Origin of the sequence: Citrobacter amalonaticus (assembly GCF_018252635.1) — a bacterium.
GTDB lineage: Bacteria > Pseudomonadota > Gammaproteobacteria > Enterobacterales > Enterobacteriaceae > Citrobacter_A > Citrobacter_A amalonaticus_E.
Genome location: NZ_JAGTXM010000004.1, coordinates 173,358 through 190,960 on the forward strand (window position 1 = coordinate 173,358; position 17,603 = coordinate 190,960).

Consider the following 17,603-nt stretch of genomic DNA (forward strand, 5'->3'; position numbering starts at 1 on the left):
GATCATGAACAATCCTCCTTTACTGACTGATTTACGCGTCTTCATTCTGGTCGCCCGTCGGGCGGGATTCGCCACCGTTGCCCAGGAATTGGGCGTTTCACCGGCATATGTCAGTAAACGCATTGCGCTGCTTGAACAGAACCTGAATGTGGTTCTGCTGCACCGTACCACACGCCGGGTCACCATTACGGAAGAGGGCGAGCGCATCTATGAGTGGGCACAGCGTATTCTGCATGATGTCGATCAGATGATGGATGAACTCTCTGATGCCCGGCAGGTTCCGCAAGGGATGCTGCGAATCATCAGTAGCTTTGGTTTTGGCCGACAGGTGGTGGCGCCAGCACTATCCGCCCTGGCAAGACAGTATCCGCAACTGGAGTTGCGCTTTGATGTGGAAGATCGCCTGGTGGATTTGGCCAATGAAGGTGTTGATCTCGATATCCGCATTGGCGATGACATAGCGCCGAATTTGATCGCCTGCAAGCTGGGAACGAACTATCGAATCCTTTGTGCATCGCCCTCATTCCTGGCACAGCACGGTACGCCAAAACAGCTTGCCGATCTTGCGACCTGTTCTTGCCTGGTGATCAAAGAGCGCGATCGTCCCTTCGGGATCTGGCAATTGCAGAATAAAGAGGGGGAACACGCCATTAAGGTGACCGGGCCGCTGTCATCGAATCATGGCGAGATTGTGCATCAATGGTGCCTGGACGGGCAGGGAATTGCGCTGCGCTCCTGGTGGGATGTCTGCGATAACATCGCCAGCGGTCATCTGGTGCATATCCTGCCAGAGTATTACCAACCGGCCAATATCTGGGCGGTGTATGTTTCACGGCTGGCGACATCGGCCAAAGTGCGTATTACGGTGGAATTCTTACGCCACTATTTTGCCGAGCGCTATCCGACATTCTCTTTGCAATGAAGAGGCGGGTATCAGCGCTTCCCTTGGGCAGGTGCATCCGTTAGCATATTGTTCCGCAGTTAAGCGAAAAAGTGGTTTCAGGAAGAAGAGGTTAACGTGTTTGCAGAGTATGGCGTACTGAATTATTGGACTTATCTGGTCGGGGCTATTTTTATTGTTCTTGTTCCGGGACCGAACACGATATTTGTGCTGAAAAATAGCGTCGGACGTGGAATGAAGGGCGGTTACCTTGCGGCAAGCGGCGTATTTATTGGCGATGCCGTGCTTATGTTTTTGGCATATGCCGGGGTGGCGACGCTGATTAAAACCACGCCAGTATTGTTTAATATTGTCCGTTATCTCGGTGCCTTTTACCTGCTTTATCTGGGCGCAAAAATCCTTTATGCCACGCTTAAAGCAAAAGGCGGTGAGACGGCTGAAGACGCGGTTCCCTTTGGCGCCATTTTTAAACGTGCGCTGGTGCTGAGCCTGACGAATCCAAAAGCCATTCTGTTCTACGTCTCCTTTTTTGTGCAGTTTATTGATGTGAATGCGCCGCACGCGGGACTGTCATTCTTTATTTTAGCGATCACGCTTGAAGTGGTGAGCTTTTGTTATTTGAGCTTCCTGATTATCTCCGGTGCCTTTGTCACGCAGTATATTCGTACCAAAAAGAAACTGGCGAAGGTCGGAAATTCGCTGATAGGCTTGATTTTTGTCGGTTTCGCCGCGCGGCTGGCGACGCTGCAGTCGTAAGCCAGGGCCCGCCTACAGGCGGGCTTTTAATTCCTTTATCCCTATGAATAATCCATCTTGCTATTCGTCAAAAAATAACTAATAAATGGTATTTAAAATGCCAGTTATGAAGCGTAACCTTTCTGGAACAGCGGTTTACTCACAATCGCATCCTGCCGACTGGAAGAGGAAAGGATATGCTTCAGATTCCACAGAATTATATTCACACACGCGCCACACCGTTCTGGAACAAAGAAACTGCACCTGCCGGAATTTTCGAACGCCACCTTGATAAAGGAACCCGACCGGGAGTTTATCCCCGTCTGTCAGTGATGCAGGGGGCGGTCAAATATCTCGGATATGCGGATGAACACAGCCCTGAAGCCGACACAGTGATGATCATCGACGCGGGTCAGTTTGGTGTGTTCCCACCGGAAAAGTGGCACAACATCGAAGTGATGAGCGATGACACTTATTTCAATATCGACTTTTTCGTCGCGCCAGAGGTACTGATGGAAAGCGCGAATCAACGAAAAGTCATTCATACCGGGAAGAAATAATCATGGGCAAAGCAACCTATACCGTCACTGTGACGAATAACAGCAATGGCGTCTCTGTCGATTACGAAACCGAAGCGCCAATGACCTTACTGGTGCCTGACGTCGCCGCCGAAGTAGTGAAAGATCTCGTCAATACCGTGCGCTCCTACGATACGGAAAATGAGCACGACGTCTGCGGCTGGTAAGCGACACCACGCAGAGAGGAAACCGGCTATCATCAGCCGGTTTTTTCTCGCCTTCCGGAAACGTTCCCCAATATCTGCCCTAAAACGGACGAGCGTTGTTATCCCGCGCTAAAATTTACAAACCGCATATTTGCAGGATCAATAAATGCTTAGGCGAAATACGGCGAAGCTTTGCGCAACGGCGTGTTGCCAATGACTTGATCCCTACCTGAGCTGCGATTACTGTATATAAAAACAGTATTAAGGGCGTGCATTATGACGTTGTACAGACCTGCGGAATGGCGTGAAGTCATTGCCATTCCTCTTTTCAGCGATCGGGTTCCGTGCGGATTCCCCAGTCCGGCAGCCGATTACGTTGAGCAGAGTATCGATCTTAACAAGTTACTTGTTCAGCATCCCAGTTCGACTTACTTCGTCAGGGCTGCTGGCGACTCGATGATCGATGCGGGGATCGGCGATGGCGATCTGCTAGTGGTGGACAGTTCATGCACTGCCAGCCACGGAGATATCGTGATTGCGGCGGTGGAGGGAGAGTTCACGGTGAAGCGGTTGCAGCTGCGGCCCACCGTCCAGCTCAATCCCATGAACAGCGCCTATTCACCCATCATCATCGGCAGTGAGGACGCCCTGGCGATTTTTGGTGTGGTGACATTTATTGTGAAGGCAGTGAACTGACTATTGCTGCGTATTGTTCGTCCCCCTACGTTGCAAACAATACACGCCTGGTTTCCTTGTGATTCCCCAGTGGTCTTGAGGGGTATACCAATGACAGGCAGGCTGATTGCTAATTAACCTGCCTGTTTTGTGAGCAGACATGCAAATTTCGGTTTTCGCCGTTGAGGAGAGGGACGGAGCTGTCCGGCTGACGTAGGGATACGGCATGCGAACCAACCTGATTCACAACGTCATGTCACTCACCCACAGGGTTATGCACCGTTTCTGTGGATAACCGACGACTTTTTCAGGCAGAACAATCCACTAAGAAAAAGCGCCAGGATTTTGCTTGCAAGTTAAAAAATAACTTAAATAATACTGTATATGAATACAGTATTTGTGGGGTGTACCATGTTTGCGTTATGCGATGTAAATTCCTTTTATGCGTCCTGTGAGACCGTATTTCGGCCCGATCTGAAAGGCAAACCGGTGGTTGTGCTGTCGAACAACGATGGTTGCGTGATTTCCCGCAGTCCCGAAGCGAAACCGTGGGTAGTCATGGGGGCGCCCTATTTCAAACAAAAAGAGGTGTTCCGGCGTCATGGGGTGGTGTGTTTCAGTTCGAATTATGAACTCTACGGCGACATGAGCCATCGGGTCATGACGACGCTCGAAGCGCTGTCACCGCGTGTTGAAATTTACAGTATTGACGAGGCCTTTTGCGATCTGACGGGGATCAGCAACTGTCGGGATCTCAGGGACTTTGGCAAAGAGATCCGCGACACGGTCTTAAAGCGGACACATCTGACGCTCGGTGTGGGAATTGCGCAAACAAAAACGCTGGCCAAGCTGGCTAACCACGCGGCGAAGAAGTGGCCGCAGCAGACGGGGGGCGTCGTGGATCTGTCGAATCTCGAACGGCAGCGAAAACTGATGGCGGCCCTGCCAGTGGATGAGGTGTGGGGCGTTGGTCGGCGTATCAGTAAAAAACTGACCGCGATGGGCATAAAAACGGTACTCGATCTGGCGGATACGCACATCTCGGTGATACGCAAGCACTTCAATGTCGTACTGGAAAGGACCGTGCGGGAGCTACGCGGTGAACCTTGTCTGGCGCTTGAGGAGTTTACGCCTGCGAAGCAGGAGATCGTTTTCAGTCGATCATTTGGCGAGCGTATTACGGAATACGAACAGATGCGCCAGGCGATTTGTGCTTATGCGACCCGGGCGGCGGAGAAACTCAGGAGTGAGCATCAGTATTGCCGGTTCATTTCGGCATTTGTGAAAACGTCGCCGTTTGCGCCGAATGAAACCTGGTACGGCAATAGCGCATCTGTGAAACTGCTGACACCGACACAGGACAGCCGGGACATCATCAGCGCGGCCATGCGATGCCTGGATGCTATCTGGAAAGAGGGGCATCGTTATCAGAAGGCGGGCGTCATGCTCGGTGATTTTTTCAGTCAGGGCGTGGCGCAACTCAATCTGTTCGATGATAACGCGCCACGTCCCAACAGTGAGAAGTTAATGGACGTTCTGGATACGCTCAATGCCAAACAGGGAAGAGGAACGCTGTATTTTGTCGGGCAGGGGATCCAGCCACCGTGGCAGTTGAAACGGCAGATGCTTTCTCCGCGCTACACCACGCGTTTTTCCGATCTGCCGGTGGTCAGGTGATCGCCGCATCAGGTATGAATAATCGGGAGACGAAAACAGGGTCTCCCTTCACGCCATCTGATACTACATGGGGAAAGTCAGCGTGAGCCCCACGCCTGTTTCTTTAAGATCCACATAGCGCGACAGATGGATTTTTGCGGCAAGATCGGTGCAATGGCTGGGGTAAAACGTATTAGCCGACAATGCGCTGAGATATTTCCCGGTTTCTGAGAGTAACGATTCATCGGCATTAAGGAGATGAAAACCGCCTATAACGGACGCAATTTTCGATTCTCCTGTGACTGATTTTGCGTACTCGATAATATTACAAATCCCGGCATGGGAGCATCCGGTTACAATCACCAGTCCATCCTTTGTCTTAATTGCCATCGCGCTATCGTCAATCACGTAATCAGCCGTTAACTTATTATCATGATCGTGTGTGTGGCCTACCGGATTTTGCGCTTCATAATGGTTAAGACGGGGGATTTGCCCTAAAAAAGTGATCTCTTCTGATAATTTCAGAGGCTGCGTGGAACTGATGACATTAAAGAAGTAATCAAAACAAAGGGCATTATGGTTCATCCCAATGGGTTTTGACGCATAAAATTTAGGCAGGAATGCGGCGGGGTGGGCGACGATATCGACTTTCTTTGGGGGAGGTGATGGCAGTCTGTCGTAATGCTGGAACAAATGGTTTAACCCCCAGGTATGATCATTATGTCCATGTGATAATACAATTTTATCAATGTGCGTAAGATCGAGACCCAGGATCTGTGCATTTTTCAAAAAAATATCAGAGTAGCCAACATCAAAAAGAAGTTTTAACCCAGAGCATTCAATGAAATAGCAAACACCAGGTTCTCCAGTCAAATACCTGTCAATGTAAGTATTATTATCTACCAGTATGGTTAATTTCATCACTCCGCATCCCATTCGGATTCAGTATGTCGATTGACGTCATTATTGAACCTTTTAAATTTCTGAAGCAAATCATAACCGCGATCTCTGTCACATAAGTGAGGGGCAAAAACAGCGGACATCAAAACAAGGGGTAGTCGCACAGCACAATGTGGTGTATAAATTGATCATACAAAAAGTATGAATTAATACATTATGTATTAATCAAGAAACACAGGAGAGGCGCACATGCACCCGGATATCACACTGAACACAACATCCCATGGGCTTCCTCCCGCCGGACACTACTCAGCGAGCGTGACTGCAGGGGGATTTGTTTTTATCTCAGGGCAACTACCGGTCAACCAGCACGGTGAGAAAAAGGCGGGAGCGTCTTTTGCGGAACAGACCAGACTCGTTCTGGAAAATGTGGATGCCTGTCTGAAGGGAGCCGGTGTATCCCGTCAGCATTTAGTTTCTGTGCGTGTCTATGTGACAGATATCAATCAATGGCCGACGTTTAATGAGATTTACGCCGAATGGATTGGCGATTTCCGCCCATCACGCGTCGTTGCTGGGGTTGCAGAACTGCATTATGGTTCTGCTTTAGAAGTGGAAGCTATCGCGCTGGCGCAATAAGCCCGACGCTTAACGCTATAGAGGTGAAAAATGACTGATATTACACGTCCGGAATATGCTGATGTTGCCGCCGCTGCCGAGCGTATTGCAGGCTATGCAAACAAGACGCCGGTAATGACATCCCGGACCGTCAATGCGGAGTTTAGCGCTGACGTTTTTTTTAAATGTGAAAACCTCCAGCGTATGGGAGCCTTCAAGTTTCGTGGGGCGATGAATGCGTTACGCCAGTTTACGCCGCAACAACGTGCTGCTGGCGTGGTGACATTTTCTTCCGGAAATCATGCCCAGGCGATAGCGCTGTCAGCAAAATTGTTGGGTATTCCGGCGACAATCATCATGCCTCATGATGCGCCAGCCGCGAAAGTGGCGGCGACCAAAGGGTATGGTGGCAATGTCGTCATGTACGATCGCTATACGGAAGATCGTGAACAGATTGGCCGTGAACTGGCGGAAAAACACGGGCTGACGCTCATCCCTCCCTACGATCATCCCCATGTTATCGCCGGTCAGGGCACCGCAACCAAAGAGTTGATTGAGGAGGTTGGCCCACTGGATGTTCTTTTTGTCTGTCTGGGAGGCGGTGGTTTACTTTCAGGTTCAGCCCTGGCAGCCCGGCAACTGTCGCCGGATTGCATTATTTATGGCGTGGAGCCTGAAGCGGGTAACGACGGACAGCAGTCATTTCGAAGCGGAAAAATCGTTCACATCGATACGCCAAAAACGATTGCTGATGGTGCACAGACGCAGCATCTGGGGCACTATACGTTCCCTCTGATTCAACAATACGTTAATGATATTCTGACCGTTTCAGACGATGAATTAATTGCCTCGATGAAATTTATGGCAGAGCGTATGAAAATTGTCGCAGAACCCACGGGCTGTCTTGGCTTTGCGGCGGCAAGGGCGAGAAAAGCAGAACTCAGCGGGAAAAAAGTCGGCATTATCATCAGCGGCGGCAATGTGGATATCGCGCGCTACGGTGAGTTTCTGGCCGGGAAATCCGTCTCGTGAGGCTGTAAACGAAGAGCAATAATGACAACGGGCATCACTGTGGGAGACCGGCATGCCAAAAAACGACGAGAATTCGCTTCTCAGCCAACTTGACACTATTGCGAAGGGACTAAGCGAAACGTTTTCTCCCTTTTGCGAAGTGGTTGTACATGACCTCAAGGATCCTGAGCATGCGATTATGTCGATACATAATAATTTGTCCGGACGTCAGGCTGGGCAACCGGCTACGGAACTTGGGCTTGCAAGGATTGCGTCACCGGATTTCCCTGAAATTATTGCGAACTACGGCAATCAGTTTGCCGATGGCCGTCCGGTAAAAAGTACGTCGATTGGCATTAAGGATGAACAAGGCAAATACGTGGCGGCATTATGCCTTAATGTCGATATGACGCTTTTTCGGGGGATGCAGAGCGCGCTGGCGCGCTTTACCGAAACAGAGAGTTCACCGGTGCGTGAACATCTTGATCCCGGCAGTACTGAAGTGATTCGCCAGCGAATCGATGATTTTGCCGCGAAACGCGCCACCACGGCTCGCGCGCTTAAACCAGAAGACAGAAAGGTTCTTATCCAACAGTTACGAAAAGAGGGATTGCTGAATGTGCGTAAATCCATGGATACGGTGGCGCAACATTTAGGCGTATCACGGGCGACAGCCTACCTCTATGCACGCCAGGCCGGGTGAATCCGGCCCGGTGTGCTATAGTTTTTGGTTTCTCTTCGGGTGAACAGACGCTTTGTCACTGCACCACGACAGGAACGGTATGATGTCTCAACGCCCACCACAACCAACACGTCGGACAGCATTTTTCGCCGACACCACCGCGTTGCTCCTGTTCTTCACGACAACAGGCATTATTAATGAACGCGTGATAGCGGGTATGACGTGGGAACAGGTGCTATACGCTCGCCTTCTGGGCGCGATCCTGATGGTGCCGGTGGCCAGACCTTACGGCATATGGCGGGACTGGTTGATGAAGCGAGCCGGAGAGAGTCGGATTTCCCAACTACTATGGGACAGTATGGCGCTGGTCAGTTTCCAGGTGCCACTTTATGCTGCGATCATTGCGTTTAGCGGGGCCTCGGGGAGCGGCTTGATCCAGGGGACGCTGGGCGCAGCCTTAATGATGCTCTTGCTGGGACGGCCTTATGGGGCGTTTCTTAACGGGATACGTAAACTGTTTGGCTTACCGCCGGGGGGAGACAAACCCATGTCCCTGAATAGCTGAATCCGCTACAGACCAGGGTATTTCCCGTCATCATCGACCAGATAGAGCTGCGTCAGATACCAACGCTGATTTTGCTTTATTAAGTGATATTCATACTTGGGGGAATAATAGGGCTGCGGAAAACGGGTTTTTACAATGGCTGAATTATTCTCCACCACCACCGACAGAATTTTTTCCAGATTCGGGTCATGCGAAGTGTCTGAACCAAACGCGACAGGCTCACCTTTAAAGTTGGGAAGCGTATATTTTTTCAACAAGTCATCCCAGCGTTGTTGAGCATATTTCATCACGTTATGGTCATCCAGCGTTTGATGCAATGCAAAAGAGCGATCGTTCCACTCTTTGTAGTCCCGTTGAAAACTGACAACGATTTCCTCTGGTGTGTTTAATGTATCTGCAATGGCATCCGTGATGTTTAAAAATCCCGTCAGTAACAAACAGAGTGCGATAAAACAATGTTTCATTAACTTGTCTCAGTATGCTGGAAAAGAAAAGCACGTTATTGTGCAATATATCATCTTTAACATATTGCTTTGCCTGAATAATGAGCACATAAGTGAAAATAAAGTTTTCCATAGCTATTGCAGGGGTAATTTGAGTTATGTATTATCACGGCCGGTTCTGATGATGAGTAGATTTTCAATCAGAAATAATAACCAGTAGACCGCCATTAGCTCATCTGGAAGAGCGAACGACTTTAGTTGTAGGGAACGGGGTTCGAGGCCTCGATGGCGGCCCAAATTTGAAGGCCCGGACGTTTGTCTGGGCCTTTTTGCTTTCTTTACTTACCCGCCTGGTTCAAAGCCCTTCCGTCACAATCTTCGCGGCAGCGGCCAGAATATCTTTACGTCCCTTAGCATCCTGTTGTGGCTGGGTAAAGTAGGTGACGAGGATCAGCGGCGCATGACCTTCAGGCCAGATCACCGCGATATCATTGGTCGTGCCATACTCACCGCTTCCGGTTTTATCGCCAACCACCCAGTTTTCAGGCAGACCGGCACGAATGCTCTGGCCGCCGGTCGTATTGCCTTTCAACCATTCAACAAGTTGTGCACGCTGTGCGCCAGCCAGCGCATCGCCCAGCGCCAGTTTGTGCAGGCTTTTCGCCATCGCCAGCGGCGACGTAGTGTCGCGCTCATCGCCAGGGATGGCGGTGTTCAGTTCGGGTTCCGTCCGGTCGAGACGAAACGTGGTGTCGCCAATCGAGCGGGCAAAGGCCGTGACGTTGCCGGTACCGCCCAGGTGCTCAAGTAATTTATTCATTGCCGTATTATCGCTGTATTGCAGAGCGGCAGCACTTAGCTCCGCTAATGTCATCTCTTTGTTAACATTTTTTTCCGTCACCGGATTCCAGTTCGTCAGATCGTCTTTTTTGATGACCATTTTCTGCTGCAAAATACCGTGCTGAGTTTCACTCTGTTTTAATACCGCGGCAGCGACCATCATCTTACTGGTGCTGCACATGGCAAAGCGTTCGTCACCGCGATAGAGGATTTGTGAACGATCGGCGGTATTAATCAGCGCAACGCCCAGGCGGCCACCCGATTGTTTTTCTAATGCTGCCAGCTTTTGTTGAACCTGTGCGGGATCGACCTGCGTGCGTGCTAAAAGCGGTGAACTGGCGGTAAAGAAAGCGAGCACGGCGGCGATAAGTAGCGTCTGATGAAAACGTTTTTTAAACATAAATGACATCCTTGAGAATCAATATATTGAAGATGCACGCGCTTTCTTTTTATCTGCACAGACAGACAAAAGAAGAAAGAGAATTAAAGGCGCATGAGGTTTCTGCGGTGCCAGAACTATCCGCTCTCCGTGCTTGCTTAACAAGCGAGAAGAATTTACCCTGGGATAAAGAAAATCTTATGAGTCTTTATTATGCGCGCTAATCTCCCGCTCAATGCACTACGCGCCTTTGAGGCTTCGGCTCGCCATTTGAGTTTTACTCGTGCGGCACTGGAACTCTGTGTCACGCAGGCCGCCGTCAGCCAGCAGGTACGTATCCTGGAAGATCGTCTGAACAGAGTGCTGTTTAAACGTCTCCCCAGAGGACTAGAGATGACGGATGAAGCACAGGCACTGTTTGCCGTCCTGGCCGACGCCTTTGACCAAATCGACACTATTTTTCGCCAGTTTGAGGGGGGTGAGTATCGTGAAGTGCTCACGGTCGCCGCGGTCGGTACCTTTGCCGTCGGCTGGTTATTGCCGCGCATTGAACAATTCCAGCAGGCGCATCCGTTCGTTGAATTACGCCTGCGCACAAATAATAACGTCGTGAATCTGGCGGCTGAAGGGCTGGATTTTGCCATCCGCTTCGGCAACGGCCTGTGGCCCGCCACCCATAATGAAATGCTGTGTGAGGCTCCGCTGACTGTCCTGTGCTCGCCAGAAACCGCACAACGGCTCAGGCAGCCAGCCGATCTGCTGCAAGAGAATCTTCTGCGTTCATACCGGGCAGATGAGTGGGATAACTGGTTTGCTGCGGCAGGCGTGACGGCAGAGCGGATCAATGGTGCCGTTTTTGATTCCTCGCGCCTGATGATTGAAACGGTTATCCATACCGGCGGTGCGGCACTGGTTCCGGCAATGATGTTTGCCAGAGAACTGGCGGCCGGACAGCTCGTTCGTCCCTTCGACATTGAGATCCGCATGGGCGGTTACTGGCTCACCCACCTGAAGTCGAAACCAATGACCTCCGCGATGGAAATCTTCCGCGACTGGATCGTAAAAATGGCATGAACGGGAGCCAGCAGGCTCCCGCTTGCAGCTCAGCGAACCACCAGCACTGGACAGTGTGCGTGACGCACGACGGCGGCGGCGGTAGAACCCAACAGATACGTTGAAATACCGGGCTGGTGTGAAGCGATGATCACCAGATCAGCGCTGATAGCCTCTGCCAGCTTCAGGATCTGATCCTTCGGGGGACCGTATACCACATGCTTCTCTACCCGGCCTTCAGGGATATCAAATTGTTTCACAATCTCGTCGAGTTTCTGTAATGCCTTCGTCTGCAGTCCATTTTTATCCGGGAGTTCACCAGAGTAGGCGAGCCCCAGGGAGGCATAAAAGGGGACTGAAGGAATGACCGACAAAAAATGGACTTTTGCCGTTTTGGCGTGGATTTTGACCTGAGGAATAAGCTGCCGGGTGAGATCGGCTTCAGAGATATCAATGGGCACCAGAACAGAACGATACATAGTCATTACCTCCTGTTTTTTGTCTCCGGATTTAGTATATCGAATCTGGTTTTTGCATAAAAAGTAACCAGATCAACTTTCCTTCATTTATGCGCAACGGTGTTGAATAAAATGAATTGTTATAATATAACATTGCATCTTGTTCATAACATTGAGGGTAAGACATTGGTGATTCATTGGAAAAAAATAGCCGTTTCTCTGGGCATGCTGTGGTTTAGCAGTTATGCCTTCGCCCACGGCGATCACGCGCACGGTGTGCCGTTGACGGAGATGGAGCAGAAAGCGGCGAAAGGCGAATTTGCGGATAGTCATGTCAAGGACAGGGCGCTTACCGACTGGGATGGCATGTGGCAATCCGTTTATCCTTATCTGGTCAGCGGCGAACTGGATCCGGTTTTTAAACAGAAAGCGGCAAAAGAGAAGAGTAAAACGGTGGAAGAGGTGAAAGCCTATTACCGGAAAGGCTATGAGACCGAAGTCGATACCATTGGTATCGAAAATGGCGTGATGGAGTTTCATACCGGTAAGCAGGTGGCCTCCTGTCAGTATGACTATGCCGGATACAAGATCCTGACCTATACGTCAGGTAAAAAAGGGGTGCGCTATCTGTTTGAATGCAAAGACGCAAACAGTAAAGCGCCGAAGTTTGTGCAGTTCAGCGATCATATTATTGCGCCACGCACGTCGAGCCACTTCCATATTTTTATGGGCAATACCTCACAGCAAGCGCTACTGGAAGAGATGGACAACTGGCCAACCTATTATCCTTATCAACTCAAAGCGCAGGCCGTGGTGGACGAAATGCTGCATCACTAAATTGAGCCTCAGCCCGTTGCTTGTCGACGGGCTGACCGTTGCGCTAAGGTGACACCAGGCAGAAATGACACGATGACGGTGAGACGATGACATTGAGGATTCCGGATATCCTTCGCGAGCAACTGGAAAAGGCGAAGATCATCATTGAACGGATCCTTGGAGAGGATCTGCTGGCCATTCACCTGTACGGATCTGCCGTTGAAGGTGGGTTAAAACCCCACAGCGATATTGATCTGCTGGTCACCGTGCGTGCGCCGCTGGCGACGGTACAGCGGGAAGCGCTAATGCAGGAACTCCTGTCGGTGTCGGCCTGTCCTGGCACGTCGACGCGCTGGCGGGCGCTTGAAGTGACGGTGGTGGTGCATACCGATGTAGTGCCCTGGCGTTTTCCTCCCCAACGGGAAATGCAGTTTGGCGAATGGTTGCGCGAGGATATTCAGGCGGGGAAATATGAACCTGTGCAGCAGGATAGCGATCTGACGATTTTATTGACTCAGGCGCGTAGCGCCAGTATTGCCTTATCCGGGGAGCGTGCGGACCGGCTTTTTGAGCCTGTGCCGGAAAACGACATTCGGGAGACGTTCCGTCAGACGCTGACGCTCTGGCAGGACAGTCGTGATTTGCACGGCGACGAGCGCAATATCATTTTGACACTGGCGCGCATCTGGTACAGCGTGGCGACAGGCGGTTTTACCGCGAAAGACAGCGCGGCAGACTGGTTAATGCCTTATCTCCCGGAGGAACACGCTTCTCTTCTTGTGACCGCACGCCTCGACTATCTGGGGCAGGCAAGCGTTGACTGGGCAGAGGCCATGCCCGCCGTCTCGCGCTTTGTCGGCTATGCAAAAGCGAAAATAGCCGAACAGTTATCGCTCGTGGATTAGTGGTGCCTGTTTTCAGGCACTATGATTGTTGCAACAGAAGAATGGCTGATAATAAAAAAGGCAGATCGCTCTGCCTTTTTTCCAGGAATTATCGTAGTAAAGCGTTTATTTCAACTCTTCAGCTTCCGGCAATGTCACGTTAAGTTCAAGAATGGAAATATCGCCGTCCTTTTGCTCAAGTTGAACGGTGACCATTTCCGGATCAATTTGTACATACTTACAAATGACCTCAAGAATATCTTTACGCAACTGCGGTAAATAATGCGGTTCGGCGTCGCTACGACGACGCTCGGCAACGATAATCTGTAATCGCTCTTTCGCGATGTTCGCTGTACTCTTTTTCCGCGAGAGAAAAAAATCCAGTAATGCCATAACTTATCCTCCGAACAGGCGTTTGAGGAAACCTTTCTTCTCTTCGTCAATGAAGCGGAAAGGACGTTCTTCTCCCAACAGACGGTCTACCGTATCGGCATACGCTTTACCTGCGTCTGCGTTGATGTCCAGAATGACCGGTTCGCCCTGGTTAGAGGCGCGCAGCACAGACTGATCTTCCGGGATAACTCCGACGAGTTTAATGCGCAGGATCTCCAGCACATCTTCCATACTGAGCATGTCGCCACGGTTAACACGGCCCGGGTTGTAGCGCGTCAACAGCAGATGTTCTTTAATCGGATCTTCACCGTTTTCGGCGCGGCGCGATTTAGATGCCAGAATACCCAGGATACGGTCAGAGTCGCGTACCGAGGAGACTTCCGGGTTAGTGGTAATAATCGCTTCGTCGGCGAAATAGAGCGCCATCAGCGCGCCGGTTTCGATTCCCGCAGGGGAGTCGCAGACGATAAACTCGAAATCCATTGCTTTCAGATCGTCGAGAACTTTTGCAACGCCTTCACGCGTTAATGCGTCTTTATCGCGCGTCTGAGAGGCCGGAAGAATAAAGAGATTCTCAGTGCGCTTGTCCTTGATGAGCGCCTGATTGAGCGACGCATCGCCCTGAATGACGTTGACGAAATCATAAACAACCCGACGCTCACACCCCATGATCAGATCGAGGTTACGCAGGCCGATATCAAAATCAATAACGACAGTTTTCTTTCCCTTCTGGGCCAAACCAGTAGCGATGGCCGCGCTGGAGGTGGTTTTGCCAACGCCCCCTTTACCCGAAGTAACTACAATAATGCGTGCCATAGAAATTCCTTGTTAAAAAGGGATCAATTCAACGGTTGAACTGTCAAAGCGTTATCTGCCAACTGTAGACGTGCCGCTTTGCCATAAAATTCTGCTGGGATTTTATCACTCAGCCAGTAAACACCTGCGATAGACACCAGTTCTGCCGTCAGATGGGTACAGAAAATTTGCGCTTCCCGGTCGCCACTTGCCCCTGCCAGCGCACGGCCTCTCATCATGCCATAGACATGAATATTGCCATCGGCGATAAGCTCAGCGCCAGCGCTGACGTGACTTGTAACAATCAGATCACATTGTGGTGCATAAATGCGTTGACCGGAACGAACGGGTATATCAATAAATCGTGTTTTTGTGACGGGAGTAGCGTTTTGCTCTACAGCGGCGGGAGCAACGGGTTCTGCCGGAGCGGAACGCGCCACTTTCTCTTTACCTTCAGTGAGTAAAGGAAGACCCATTTGGTCGATTTCGGCTTTGAGCCGGGCATCTTTACAACCGCTGACGCCCACAATACGCAATCCCGTCGACGCCACCACCTTCTGCAACTGCGGCCAGTTTACCGGCGCGTCAAGGCTACTGACATTCACTACCACAGGAGCATGTTTTAAAAAAGCAGGAGCCTGAGCGATTTTGTCTTCTAACGCCTGACGAATAACCTCGGGTTCTGCTTCATGTAAATGAACCACTGATAAGGTGAAGCTACTGCCTTTAAGTTCGATGGGCGTGTTTGACATCCTGGCCTTACTCAATTTGCTATTTATCATCCCCGATGTGGAGTGATATTCCGAAGTCCAGAAGGCATGTTATAGTCACTATTATATTGAGGCAAGTCGCCATCCGTTTAATTCAGAGTAAAATGTATGTTTTGTGTGATCTACAGAAGTGCTAAGCGTGACCAGACCTATTTGTATGTCGAAAAAAAAGACGATTTCTCACGTGTGCCTGAAGAACTGATGAAAGGATTTGGTCAACCACAGTTGGCAATGATATTGCCATTAGATGGCAGCAAAAAGTTAGTCAACGCCTCGCTGGATAAAGTAAAACAAGCCTTAACGGAACAAGGATATTATTTACAACTGCCTCCGCCTCCAGAAGATTTATTGAAACAACATCGTTTCAACGCCTCACAAAACAATCCAGAAACCGATAAATAAACGGTACCGGCGTCATGCCTGTCGGTGCCATTCCTGAAGTCAACGCTGACAAATTAGGGGAAAATGAATGTATCAACATCATAACTGGCAGGGTGCGCTGCTTGACTACCCGGTAAGCAAAGTGGTGTGCGTGGGCAGCAACTACGCCAATCACATTAAGGAAATGGGTAGCGTCACGCCGGATGAACCGGTGCTGTTTATCAAGCCGGAAACCGCTCTGTGCGATTTGCGCCAGCCACTGGTCATTCCGACGGATATGGGGTCGGTGCACCATGAAGTCGAACTGGCGGTATTAATCGGCGCGACGCTGCGTCAGGCGACTGAAGAGCATGTTCGTAAGGCGATCGCCGGATATGGCGTCGCACTCGATCTGACGCTACGTGACGTTCAGGGCAAAATGAAGAAGGCCGGACAGCCCTGGGAGAAGGCAAAAGGGTTCGATAACGCCTGCCCGTTGTCCGGCTTCATTCCGGCTGCGGAATTTAATGGCGATCCGCAGGCGACGCCGCTGGGTCTGACGGTCAATGGCGAGGTTCGCCAGCAGGGTACAACGGCAGATATGATCCACAAAATCGTCCCCTTAATCGCCTATATGAGCAAATTCTTTACTCTCAAAGCCGGTGATGTTGTGCTGACCGGCACCCCGGAAGGCGTCGGACCGCTTGCCAGCGGCGACGAGCTGGTGGTCAATTTTAACGGCCACTCCCTGACGACCCGCGTTCTGTAACGCCGATTTGCCGCCTTTTCAGGCGGCAAAACTTGCATCAGCGTGCCAGACTGGTTATAAGGTGCAGCTTTATAGCAATGGCGGATACCCTGATGAGCGATATACCTTTCTGGCAACGTAAAACTCTCGATGAAATGACTGATGCCGAATGGGAGTCGTTATGTGATGGCTGCGGTCAGTGCTGTCTGCATAAGCTGATGGACGAAGATACCGACGAGATCTATTTCACCAACGTCGCCTGTCGTCAGCTCAATATCAAAACCTGCCAGTGCCGCAATTACGAACGTCGGTTCGAGTACGAGCCTGACTGTATCAAGTTAACGCGTGACAACCTGCCTACTTTTGAATGGTTGCCGATGACCTGCGCCTATCGTCTGCTGGCGGAAGGGAAAGGGCTGCCGGAATGGCACCCGTTACTGACGGGGTCGAAAGCGGCAATGCACGGTGAGCGAATTTCAGTGCGCCACATTGCGGTCAGAGAGTCAGAAGTGCATGACTGGCAGGACCATATTCTCAACAAACCGTCATGGGCGGACTGAGCCGCTTGCTCTGATTTCAGGTGTTACGCTTTTTTGCCTCTTCGTTTCTGCAATGACGTTAAGGCAAAAAAAACGCTCCCGGCCGGGAGCGTCTGAGATTAACGACCGAACAGATCGCGTCTTTTCGGTTTAAGCGGCTGGACAAGCAGGACCAGAACCGCGATGACCAGATAGGCCGCAAAAATGCCCAGTAACCATTGTGGCATTTCCAACGATAAAAATTCCCACTGACGCTCAGCGCAATCCCCGGAGGCGACAAACACCTGCGGCAACCACTTATCCAACGGCAACCAACTGGGGAAGCGAGCCATGAAATCACAGGTCATGAACGGAGAAGGGTGTAACTGGATCATGGTATGTTCCCAGGCCAATTGCACACCACGCCAGGCACTGTAGATCCAGATAATCAGCGCTACAAAGCGTAAGGGGGTTTTAGGCGCAATAGCCCCGACCAGTCCGGCCCCCATAATGCCAAACAGTGCGCAGCGCTCATAGATGCACAGCACACATGGCTTAAGCAGCATAACATGCTGAAACCACAGCGCGACCAGTTCAAGCGCCAGGGCAGTAAAAGCCATCAATAACCAGGCGCCCCGACCCCGTGAGCACTGGTTTAAATATCGCAACATAATAATTT

General features: G+C 50.8%; 24 protein-coding genes and 1 tRNA gene. 17 read left to right on the forward strand and 8 right to left on the reverse strand.

Annotation, left to right across the window (positions count from 1 at the left end):
- Nucleotides 1-4: 4 nt before the first annotated feature.
- The 6 genes from KE671_RS13590 (at nucleotide 5) to KE671_RS13615 (ending at nucleotide 4,712) form a co-directional block, all read left to right on the forward strand.
- Complete coding sequence (locus tag KE671_RS13590) at nucleotides 5-922, forward strand: LysR family transcriptional regulator (protein WP_206163375.1); 918 nt, start codon at nucleotides 5-7, stop codon at nucleotides 920-922.
- Nucleotides 923-1,018: 96 nt separating this feature from the next.
- The gene (gene leuE, locus KE671_RS13595) at nucleotides 1,019-1,657 is read left to right on the forward strand and encodes a leucine efflux protein LeuE (protein WP_206163376.1); all 639 of its coding nucleotides are present in this window, start codon (nucleotides 1,019-1,021) and stop codon (nucleotides 1,655-1,657) included.
- Between the two features lie 176 nt (nucleotides 1,658-1,833).
- Complete coding sequence (yeaR, locus tag KE671_RS13600; protein ID WP_206163377.1) at nucleotides 1,834-2,196, forward strand: DUF1971 domain-containing protein YeaR; 363 nt, start codon at nucleotides 1,834-1,836, stop codon at nucleotides 2,194-2,196.
- Between the two features lie 2 nt (nucleotides 2,197-2,198).
- Nucleotides 2,199-2,381 carry a DUF1869 domain-containing protein gene (locus KE671_RS13605; protein WP_012132688.1) on the forward strand — a complete coding sequence of 61 codons (183 nt, stop codon included), beginning with the start codon at nucleotides 2,199-2,201 and terminating at the stop codon, nucleotides 2,379-2,381.
- A gap of 255 nt (nucleotides 2,382-2,636) precedes the next feature.
- Nucleotides 2,637-3,056 (forward strand): translesion error-prone DNA polymerase V autoproteolytic subunit, encoded by a 420-nt coding sequence (locus KE671_RS13610; RefSeq protein WP_206163378.1) that lies wholly within the window; start codon nucleotides 2,637-2,639, stop codon nucleotides 3,054-3,056.
- A 390-nt stretch (nucleotides 3,057-3,446) separates the two neighbouring features.
- Nucleotides 3,447-4,712 (forward strand): Y-family DNA polymerase, encoded by a 1,266-nt coding sequence (locus KE671_RS13615; RefSeq protein WP_206163379.1) that lies wholly within the window; start codon nucleotides 3,447-3,449, stop codon nucleotides 4,710-4,712.
- Nucleotides 4,713-4,775: 63 nt separating this feature from the next.
- On the opposite strand, the gene KE671_RS13620 is transcribed toward KE671_RS13615, so the two are convergent.
- Nucleotides 4,776-5,612, reverse strand: a complete 837-nt coding sequence (locus KE671_RS13620; RefSeq protein WP_206163693.1) for an MBL fold metallo-hydrolase — start codon at nucleotides 5,610-5,612, stop codon at nucleotides 4,776-4,778.
- Between the two features lie 228 nt (nucleotides 5,613-5,840).
- Between KE671_RS13620 and KE671_RS13625 the strand changes: the two genes are divergently transcribed.
- The 4 genes from KE671_RS13625 (at nucleotide 5,841) to alaE (ending at nucleotide 8,467) form a co-directional block, all read left to right on the forward strand.
- Nucleotides 5,841-6,230, forward strand: coding sequence for a RidA family protein (locus tag KE671_RS13625; RefSeq protein ID WP_206163380.1), 390 nt, complete (start codon nucleotides 5,841-5,843; stop codon nucleotides 6,228-6,230).
- A 30-nt stretch (nucleotides 6,231-6,260) separates the two neighbouring features.
- The gene (locus tag KE671_RS13630) at nucleotides 6,261-7,241 is read left to right on the forward strand and encodes a threo-3-hydroxy-L-aspartate ammonia-lyase (protein WP_206163381.1); all 981 of its coding nucleotides are present in this window, start codon (nucleotides 6,261-6,263) and stop codon (nucleotides 7,239-7,241) included.
- A 52-nt stretch (nucleotides 7,242-7,293) separates the two neighbouring features.
- A complete protein-coding gene (locus KE671_RS13635; protein WP_206163382.1) occupies nucleotides 7,294-7,923 on the forward strand; it encodes a helix-turn-helix transcriptional regulator in 630 nt (209 codons plus the stop codon).
- 79 nt (nucleotides 7,924-8,002) lie between these two features.
- Nucleotides 8,003-8,467: an L-alanine exporter AlaE gene (gene alaE, locus KE671_RS13640; protein WP_241029861.1), complete on the forward strand. Its 465-nt coding sequence runs from the start codon at nucleotides 8,003-8,005 to the stop codon at nucleotides 8,465-8,467.
- Between the two features lie 5 nt (nucleotides 8,468-8,472).
- Here alaE and KE671_RS13645 read toward each other — a convergent pair whose 3' ends face one another.
- Nucleotides 8,473-8,931 carry a hypothetical protein gene (locus KE671_RS13645; protein ID WP_206163383.1) on the reverse strand — a complete coding sequence of 153 codons (459 nt, stop codon included), beginning with the start codon at nucleotides 8,929-8,931 and terminating at the stop codon, nucleotides 8,473-8,475.
- A gap of 200 nt (nucleotides 8,932-9,131) precedes the next feature.
- Between KE671_RS13645 and KE671_RS13650 the strand changes: the two genes are divergently transcribed.
- A tRNA-OTHER gene (locus tag KE671_RS13650) sits at nucleotides 9,132-9,206 on the forward strand.
- A gap of 59 nt (nucleotides 9,207-9,265) precedes the next feature.
- Here KE671_RS13650 and cdiA read toward each other — a convergent pair.
- Complete coding sequence (cdiA, locus tag KE671_RS13655) at nucleotides 9,266-10,150, reverse strand: CdiA family class A beta-lactamase (RefSeq protein WP_206163384.1); 885 nt, start codon at nucleotides 10,148-10,150, stop codon at nucleotides 9,266-9,268.
- Nucleotides 10,151-10,342: 192 nt separating this feature from the next.
- Here cdiA and sedR point away from each other — a divergent pair, with 192 nt between their 5' ends.
- The gene (gene sedR, locus KE671_RS13660) at nucleotides 10,343-11,203 is read left to right on the forward strand and encodes a beta-lactamase transcriptional regulator SedR (protein WP_241029862.1); all 861 of its coding nucleotides are present in this window, start codon (nucleotides 10,343-10,345) and stop codon (nucleotides 11,201-11,203) included.
- Between the two features lie 29 nt (nucleotides 11,204-11,232).
- Here the strand turns inward: sedR and uspF are convergent, their stop codons facing one another.
- Nucleotides 11,233-11,661, reverse strand: a complete 429-nt coding sequence (uspF, locus tag KE671_RS13665) for a universal stress protein UspF (protein WP_206163696.1) — start codon at nucleotides 11,659-11,661, stop codon at nucleotides 11,233-11,235.
- A 168-nt stretch (nucleotides 11,662-11,829) separates the two neighbouring features.
- Between uspF and zinT the strand changes: the two genes are divergently transcribed.
- Together zinT and KE671_RS13675 are read left to right on the forward strand one after the other, a co-directional pair.
- Complete coding sequence (gene zinT, locus KE671_RS13670; protein ID WP_206163385.1) at nucleotides 11,830-12,477, forward strand: metal-binding protein ZinT; 648 nt, start codon at nucleotides 11,830-11,832, stop codon at nucleotides 12,475-12,477.
- A gap of 86 nt (nucleotides 12,478-12,563) precedes the next feature.
- Nucleotides 12,564-13,361, forward strand: coding sequence for an aminoglycoside adenylyltransferase family protein (locus KE671_RS13675; RefSeq protein WP_206163386.1), 798 nt, complete (start codon nucleotides 12,564-12,566; stop codon nucleotides 13,359-13,361).
- 105 nt (nucleotides 13,362-13,466) lie between these two features.
- Here KE671_RS13675 and minE read toward each other — a convergent pair whose 3' ends face one another.
- From minE to minC, 3 genes are read right to left on the reverse strand one after another with little or no spacing between them, the layout of a single operon-like run.
- A complete protein-coding gene (minE, locus tag KE671_RS13680) occupies nucleotides 13,467-13,733 on the reverse strand; it encodes a cell division topological specificity factor MinE (RefSeq protein ID WP_043000436.1) in 267 nt (88 codons plus the stop codon).
- 3 nt (nucleotides 13,734-13,736) lie between these two features.
- Nucleotides 13,737-14,549: a septum site-determining protein MinD gene (gene minD, locus KE671_RS13685; protein WP_043000437.1), complete on the reverse strand. Its 813-nt coding sequence runs from the start codon at nucleotides 14,547-14,549 to the stop codon at nucleotides 13,737-13,739.
- 23 nt (nucleotides 14,550-14,572) lie between these two features.
- Nucleotides 14,573-15,280: a septum site-determining protein MinC gene (gene minC / locus KE671_RS13690; RefSeq protein WP_206163387.1), complete on the reverse strand. Its 708-nt coding sequence runs from the start codon at nucleotides 15,278-15,280 to the stop codon at nucleotides 14,573-14,575.
- A 126-nt stretch (nucleotides 15,281-15,406) separates the two neighbouring features.
- Between minC and KE671_RS13695 the strand changes: the two genes are divergently transcribed.
- The 3 genes from KE671_RS13695 (at nucleotide 15,407) to KE671_RS13705 (ending at nucleotide 16,966) form a co-directional block, all read left to right on the forward strand.
- Nucleotides 15,407-15,700 carry a YcgL domain-containing protein gene (locus KE671_RS13695; protein ID WP_043000439.1) on the forward strand — a complete coding sequence of 98 codons (294 nt, stop codon included), beginning with the start codon at nucleotides 15,407-15,409 and terminating at the stop codon, nucleotides 15,698-15,700.
- Nucleotides 15,701-15,767: 67 nt separating this feature from the next.
- Nucleotides 15,768-16,427 (forward strand): fumarylacetoacetate hydrolase family protein, encoded by a 660-nt coding sequence (locus KE671_RS13700; RefSeq protein ID WP_206163388.1) that lies wholly within the window; start codon nucleotides 15,768-15,770, stop codon nucleotides 16,425-16,427.
- 92 nt (nucleotides 16,428-16,519) lie between these two features.
- Nucleotides 16,520-16,966, forward strand: coding sequence for a YcgN family cysteine cluster protein (locus tag KE671_RS13705; RefSeq protein WP_206163389.1), 447 nt, complete (start codon nucleotides 16,520-16,522; stop codon nucleotides 16,964-16,966).
- A gap of 98 nt (nucleotides 16,967-17,064) precedes the next feature.
- Here KE671_RS13705 and dsbB read toward each other — a convergent pair whose 3' ends face one another.
- The gene (gene dsbB, locus KE671_RS13710) at nucleotides 17,065-17,595 is read right to left on the reverse strand and encodes a disulfide bond formation protein DsbB (protein WP_206163390.1); all 531 of its coding nucleotides are present in this window, start codon (nucleotides 17,593-17,595) and stop codon (nucleotides 17,065-17,067) included.
- Nucleotides 17,596-17,603: the final 8 nt, after the last annotated feature.

Excerpts from the sequence above, each read along its gene's own strand:
- KE671_RS13590 (WP_206163375.1), top strand. The coding sequence starts at position 5 with ATGAACAATCCTCCTTTACTGACTGATTTACGCGTCTTCATTCTGGTC.
- yeaR (WP_206163377.1), top strand. The coding sequence starts at position 1,834 with ATGCTTCAGATTCCACAGAATTATATTCACACACGCGCCACACCGTTC.
- KE671_RS13605 (WP_012132688.1), top strand. The coding sequence starts at position 2,199 with ATGGGCAAAGCAACCTATACCGTCACTGTGACGAATAACAGCAATGGC.
- KE671_RS13610 (WP_206163378.1), top strand. The coding sequence starts at position 2,637 with ATGACGTTGTACAGACCTGCGGAATGGCGTGAAGTCATTGCCATTCCT.
- KE671_RS13615 (WP_206163379.1), top strand. The coding sequence starts at position 3,447 with ATGTTTGCGTTATGCGATGTAAATTCCTTTTATGCGTCCTGTGAGACC.
- KE671_RS13620 (WP_206163693.1), bottom strand. The coding sequence starts at position 5,612 with ATGAAATTAACCATACTGGTAGATAATAATACTTACATTGACAGGTAT.
- KE671_RS13625 (WP_206163380.1), top strand. The coding sequence starts at position 5,841 with ATGCACCCGGATATCACACTGAACACAACATCCCATGGGCTTCCTCCC.
- KE671_RS13630 (WP_206163381.1), top strand. The coding sequence starts at position 6,261 with ATGACTGATATTACACGTCCGGAATATGCTGATGTTGCCGCCGCTGCC.
- KE671_RS13635 (WP_206163382.1), top strand. The coding sequence starts at position 7,294 with ATGCCAAAAAACGACGAGAATTCGCTTCTCAGCCAACTTGACACTATT.
- alaE (WP_241029861.1), top strand. The coding sequence starts at position 8,003 with ATGATGTCTCAACGCCCACCACAACCAACACGTCGGACAGCATTTTTC.
- KE671_RS13645 (WP_206163383.1), bottom strand. The coding sequence starts at position 8,931 with ATGAAACATTGTTTTATCGCACTCTGTTTGTTACTGACGGGATTTTTA.
- cdiA (WP_206163384.1), bottom strand. The coding sequence starts at position 10,150 with ATGTTTAAAAAACGTTTTCATCAGACGCTACTTATCGCCGCCGTGCTC.
- sedR (WP_241029862.1), top strand. The coding sequence starts at position 10,343 with ATGCGCGCTAATCTCCCGCTCAATGCACTACGCGCCTTTGAGGCTTCG.
- uspF (WP_206163696.1), bottom strand. The coding sequence starts at position 11,661 with ATGTATCGTTCTGTTCTGGTGCCCATTGATATCTCTGAAGCCGATCTC.
- KE671_RS13675 (WP_206163386.1), top strand. The coding sequence starts at position 12,564 with ATGACATTGAGGATTCCGGATATCCTTCGCGAGCAACTGGAAAAGGCG.
- minE (WP_043000436.1), bottom strand. The coding sequence starts at position 13,733 with ATGGCATTACTGGATTTTTTTCTCTCGCGGAAAAAGAGTACAGCGAAC.
- minD (WP_043000437.1), bottom strand. The coding sequence starts at position 14,549 with ATGGCACGCATTATTGTAGTTACTTCGGGTAAAGGGGGCGTTGGCAAA.
- minC (WP_206163387.1), bottom strand. The coding sequence starts at position 15,280 with ATGTCAAACACGCCCATCGAACTTAAAGGCAGTAGCTTCACCTTATCA.
- KE671_RS13695 (WP_043000439.1), top strand. The coding sequence starts at position 15,407 with ATGTTTTGTGTGATCTACAGAAGTGCTAAGCGTGACCAGACCTATTTG.
- KE671_RS13700 (WP_206163388.1), top strand. The coding sequence starts at position 15,768 with ATGTATCAACATCATAACTGGCAGGGTGCGCTGCTTGACTACCCGGTA.
- KE671_RS13705 (WP_206163389.1), top strand. The coding sequence starts at position 16,520 with ATGAGCGATATACCTTTCTGGCAACGTAAAACTCTCGATGAAATGACT.
- dsbB (WP_206163390.1), bottom strand. The coding sequence starts at position 17,595 with ATGTTGCGATATTTAAACCAGTGCTCACGGGGTCGGGGCGCCTGGTTA.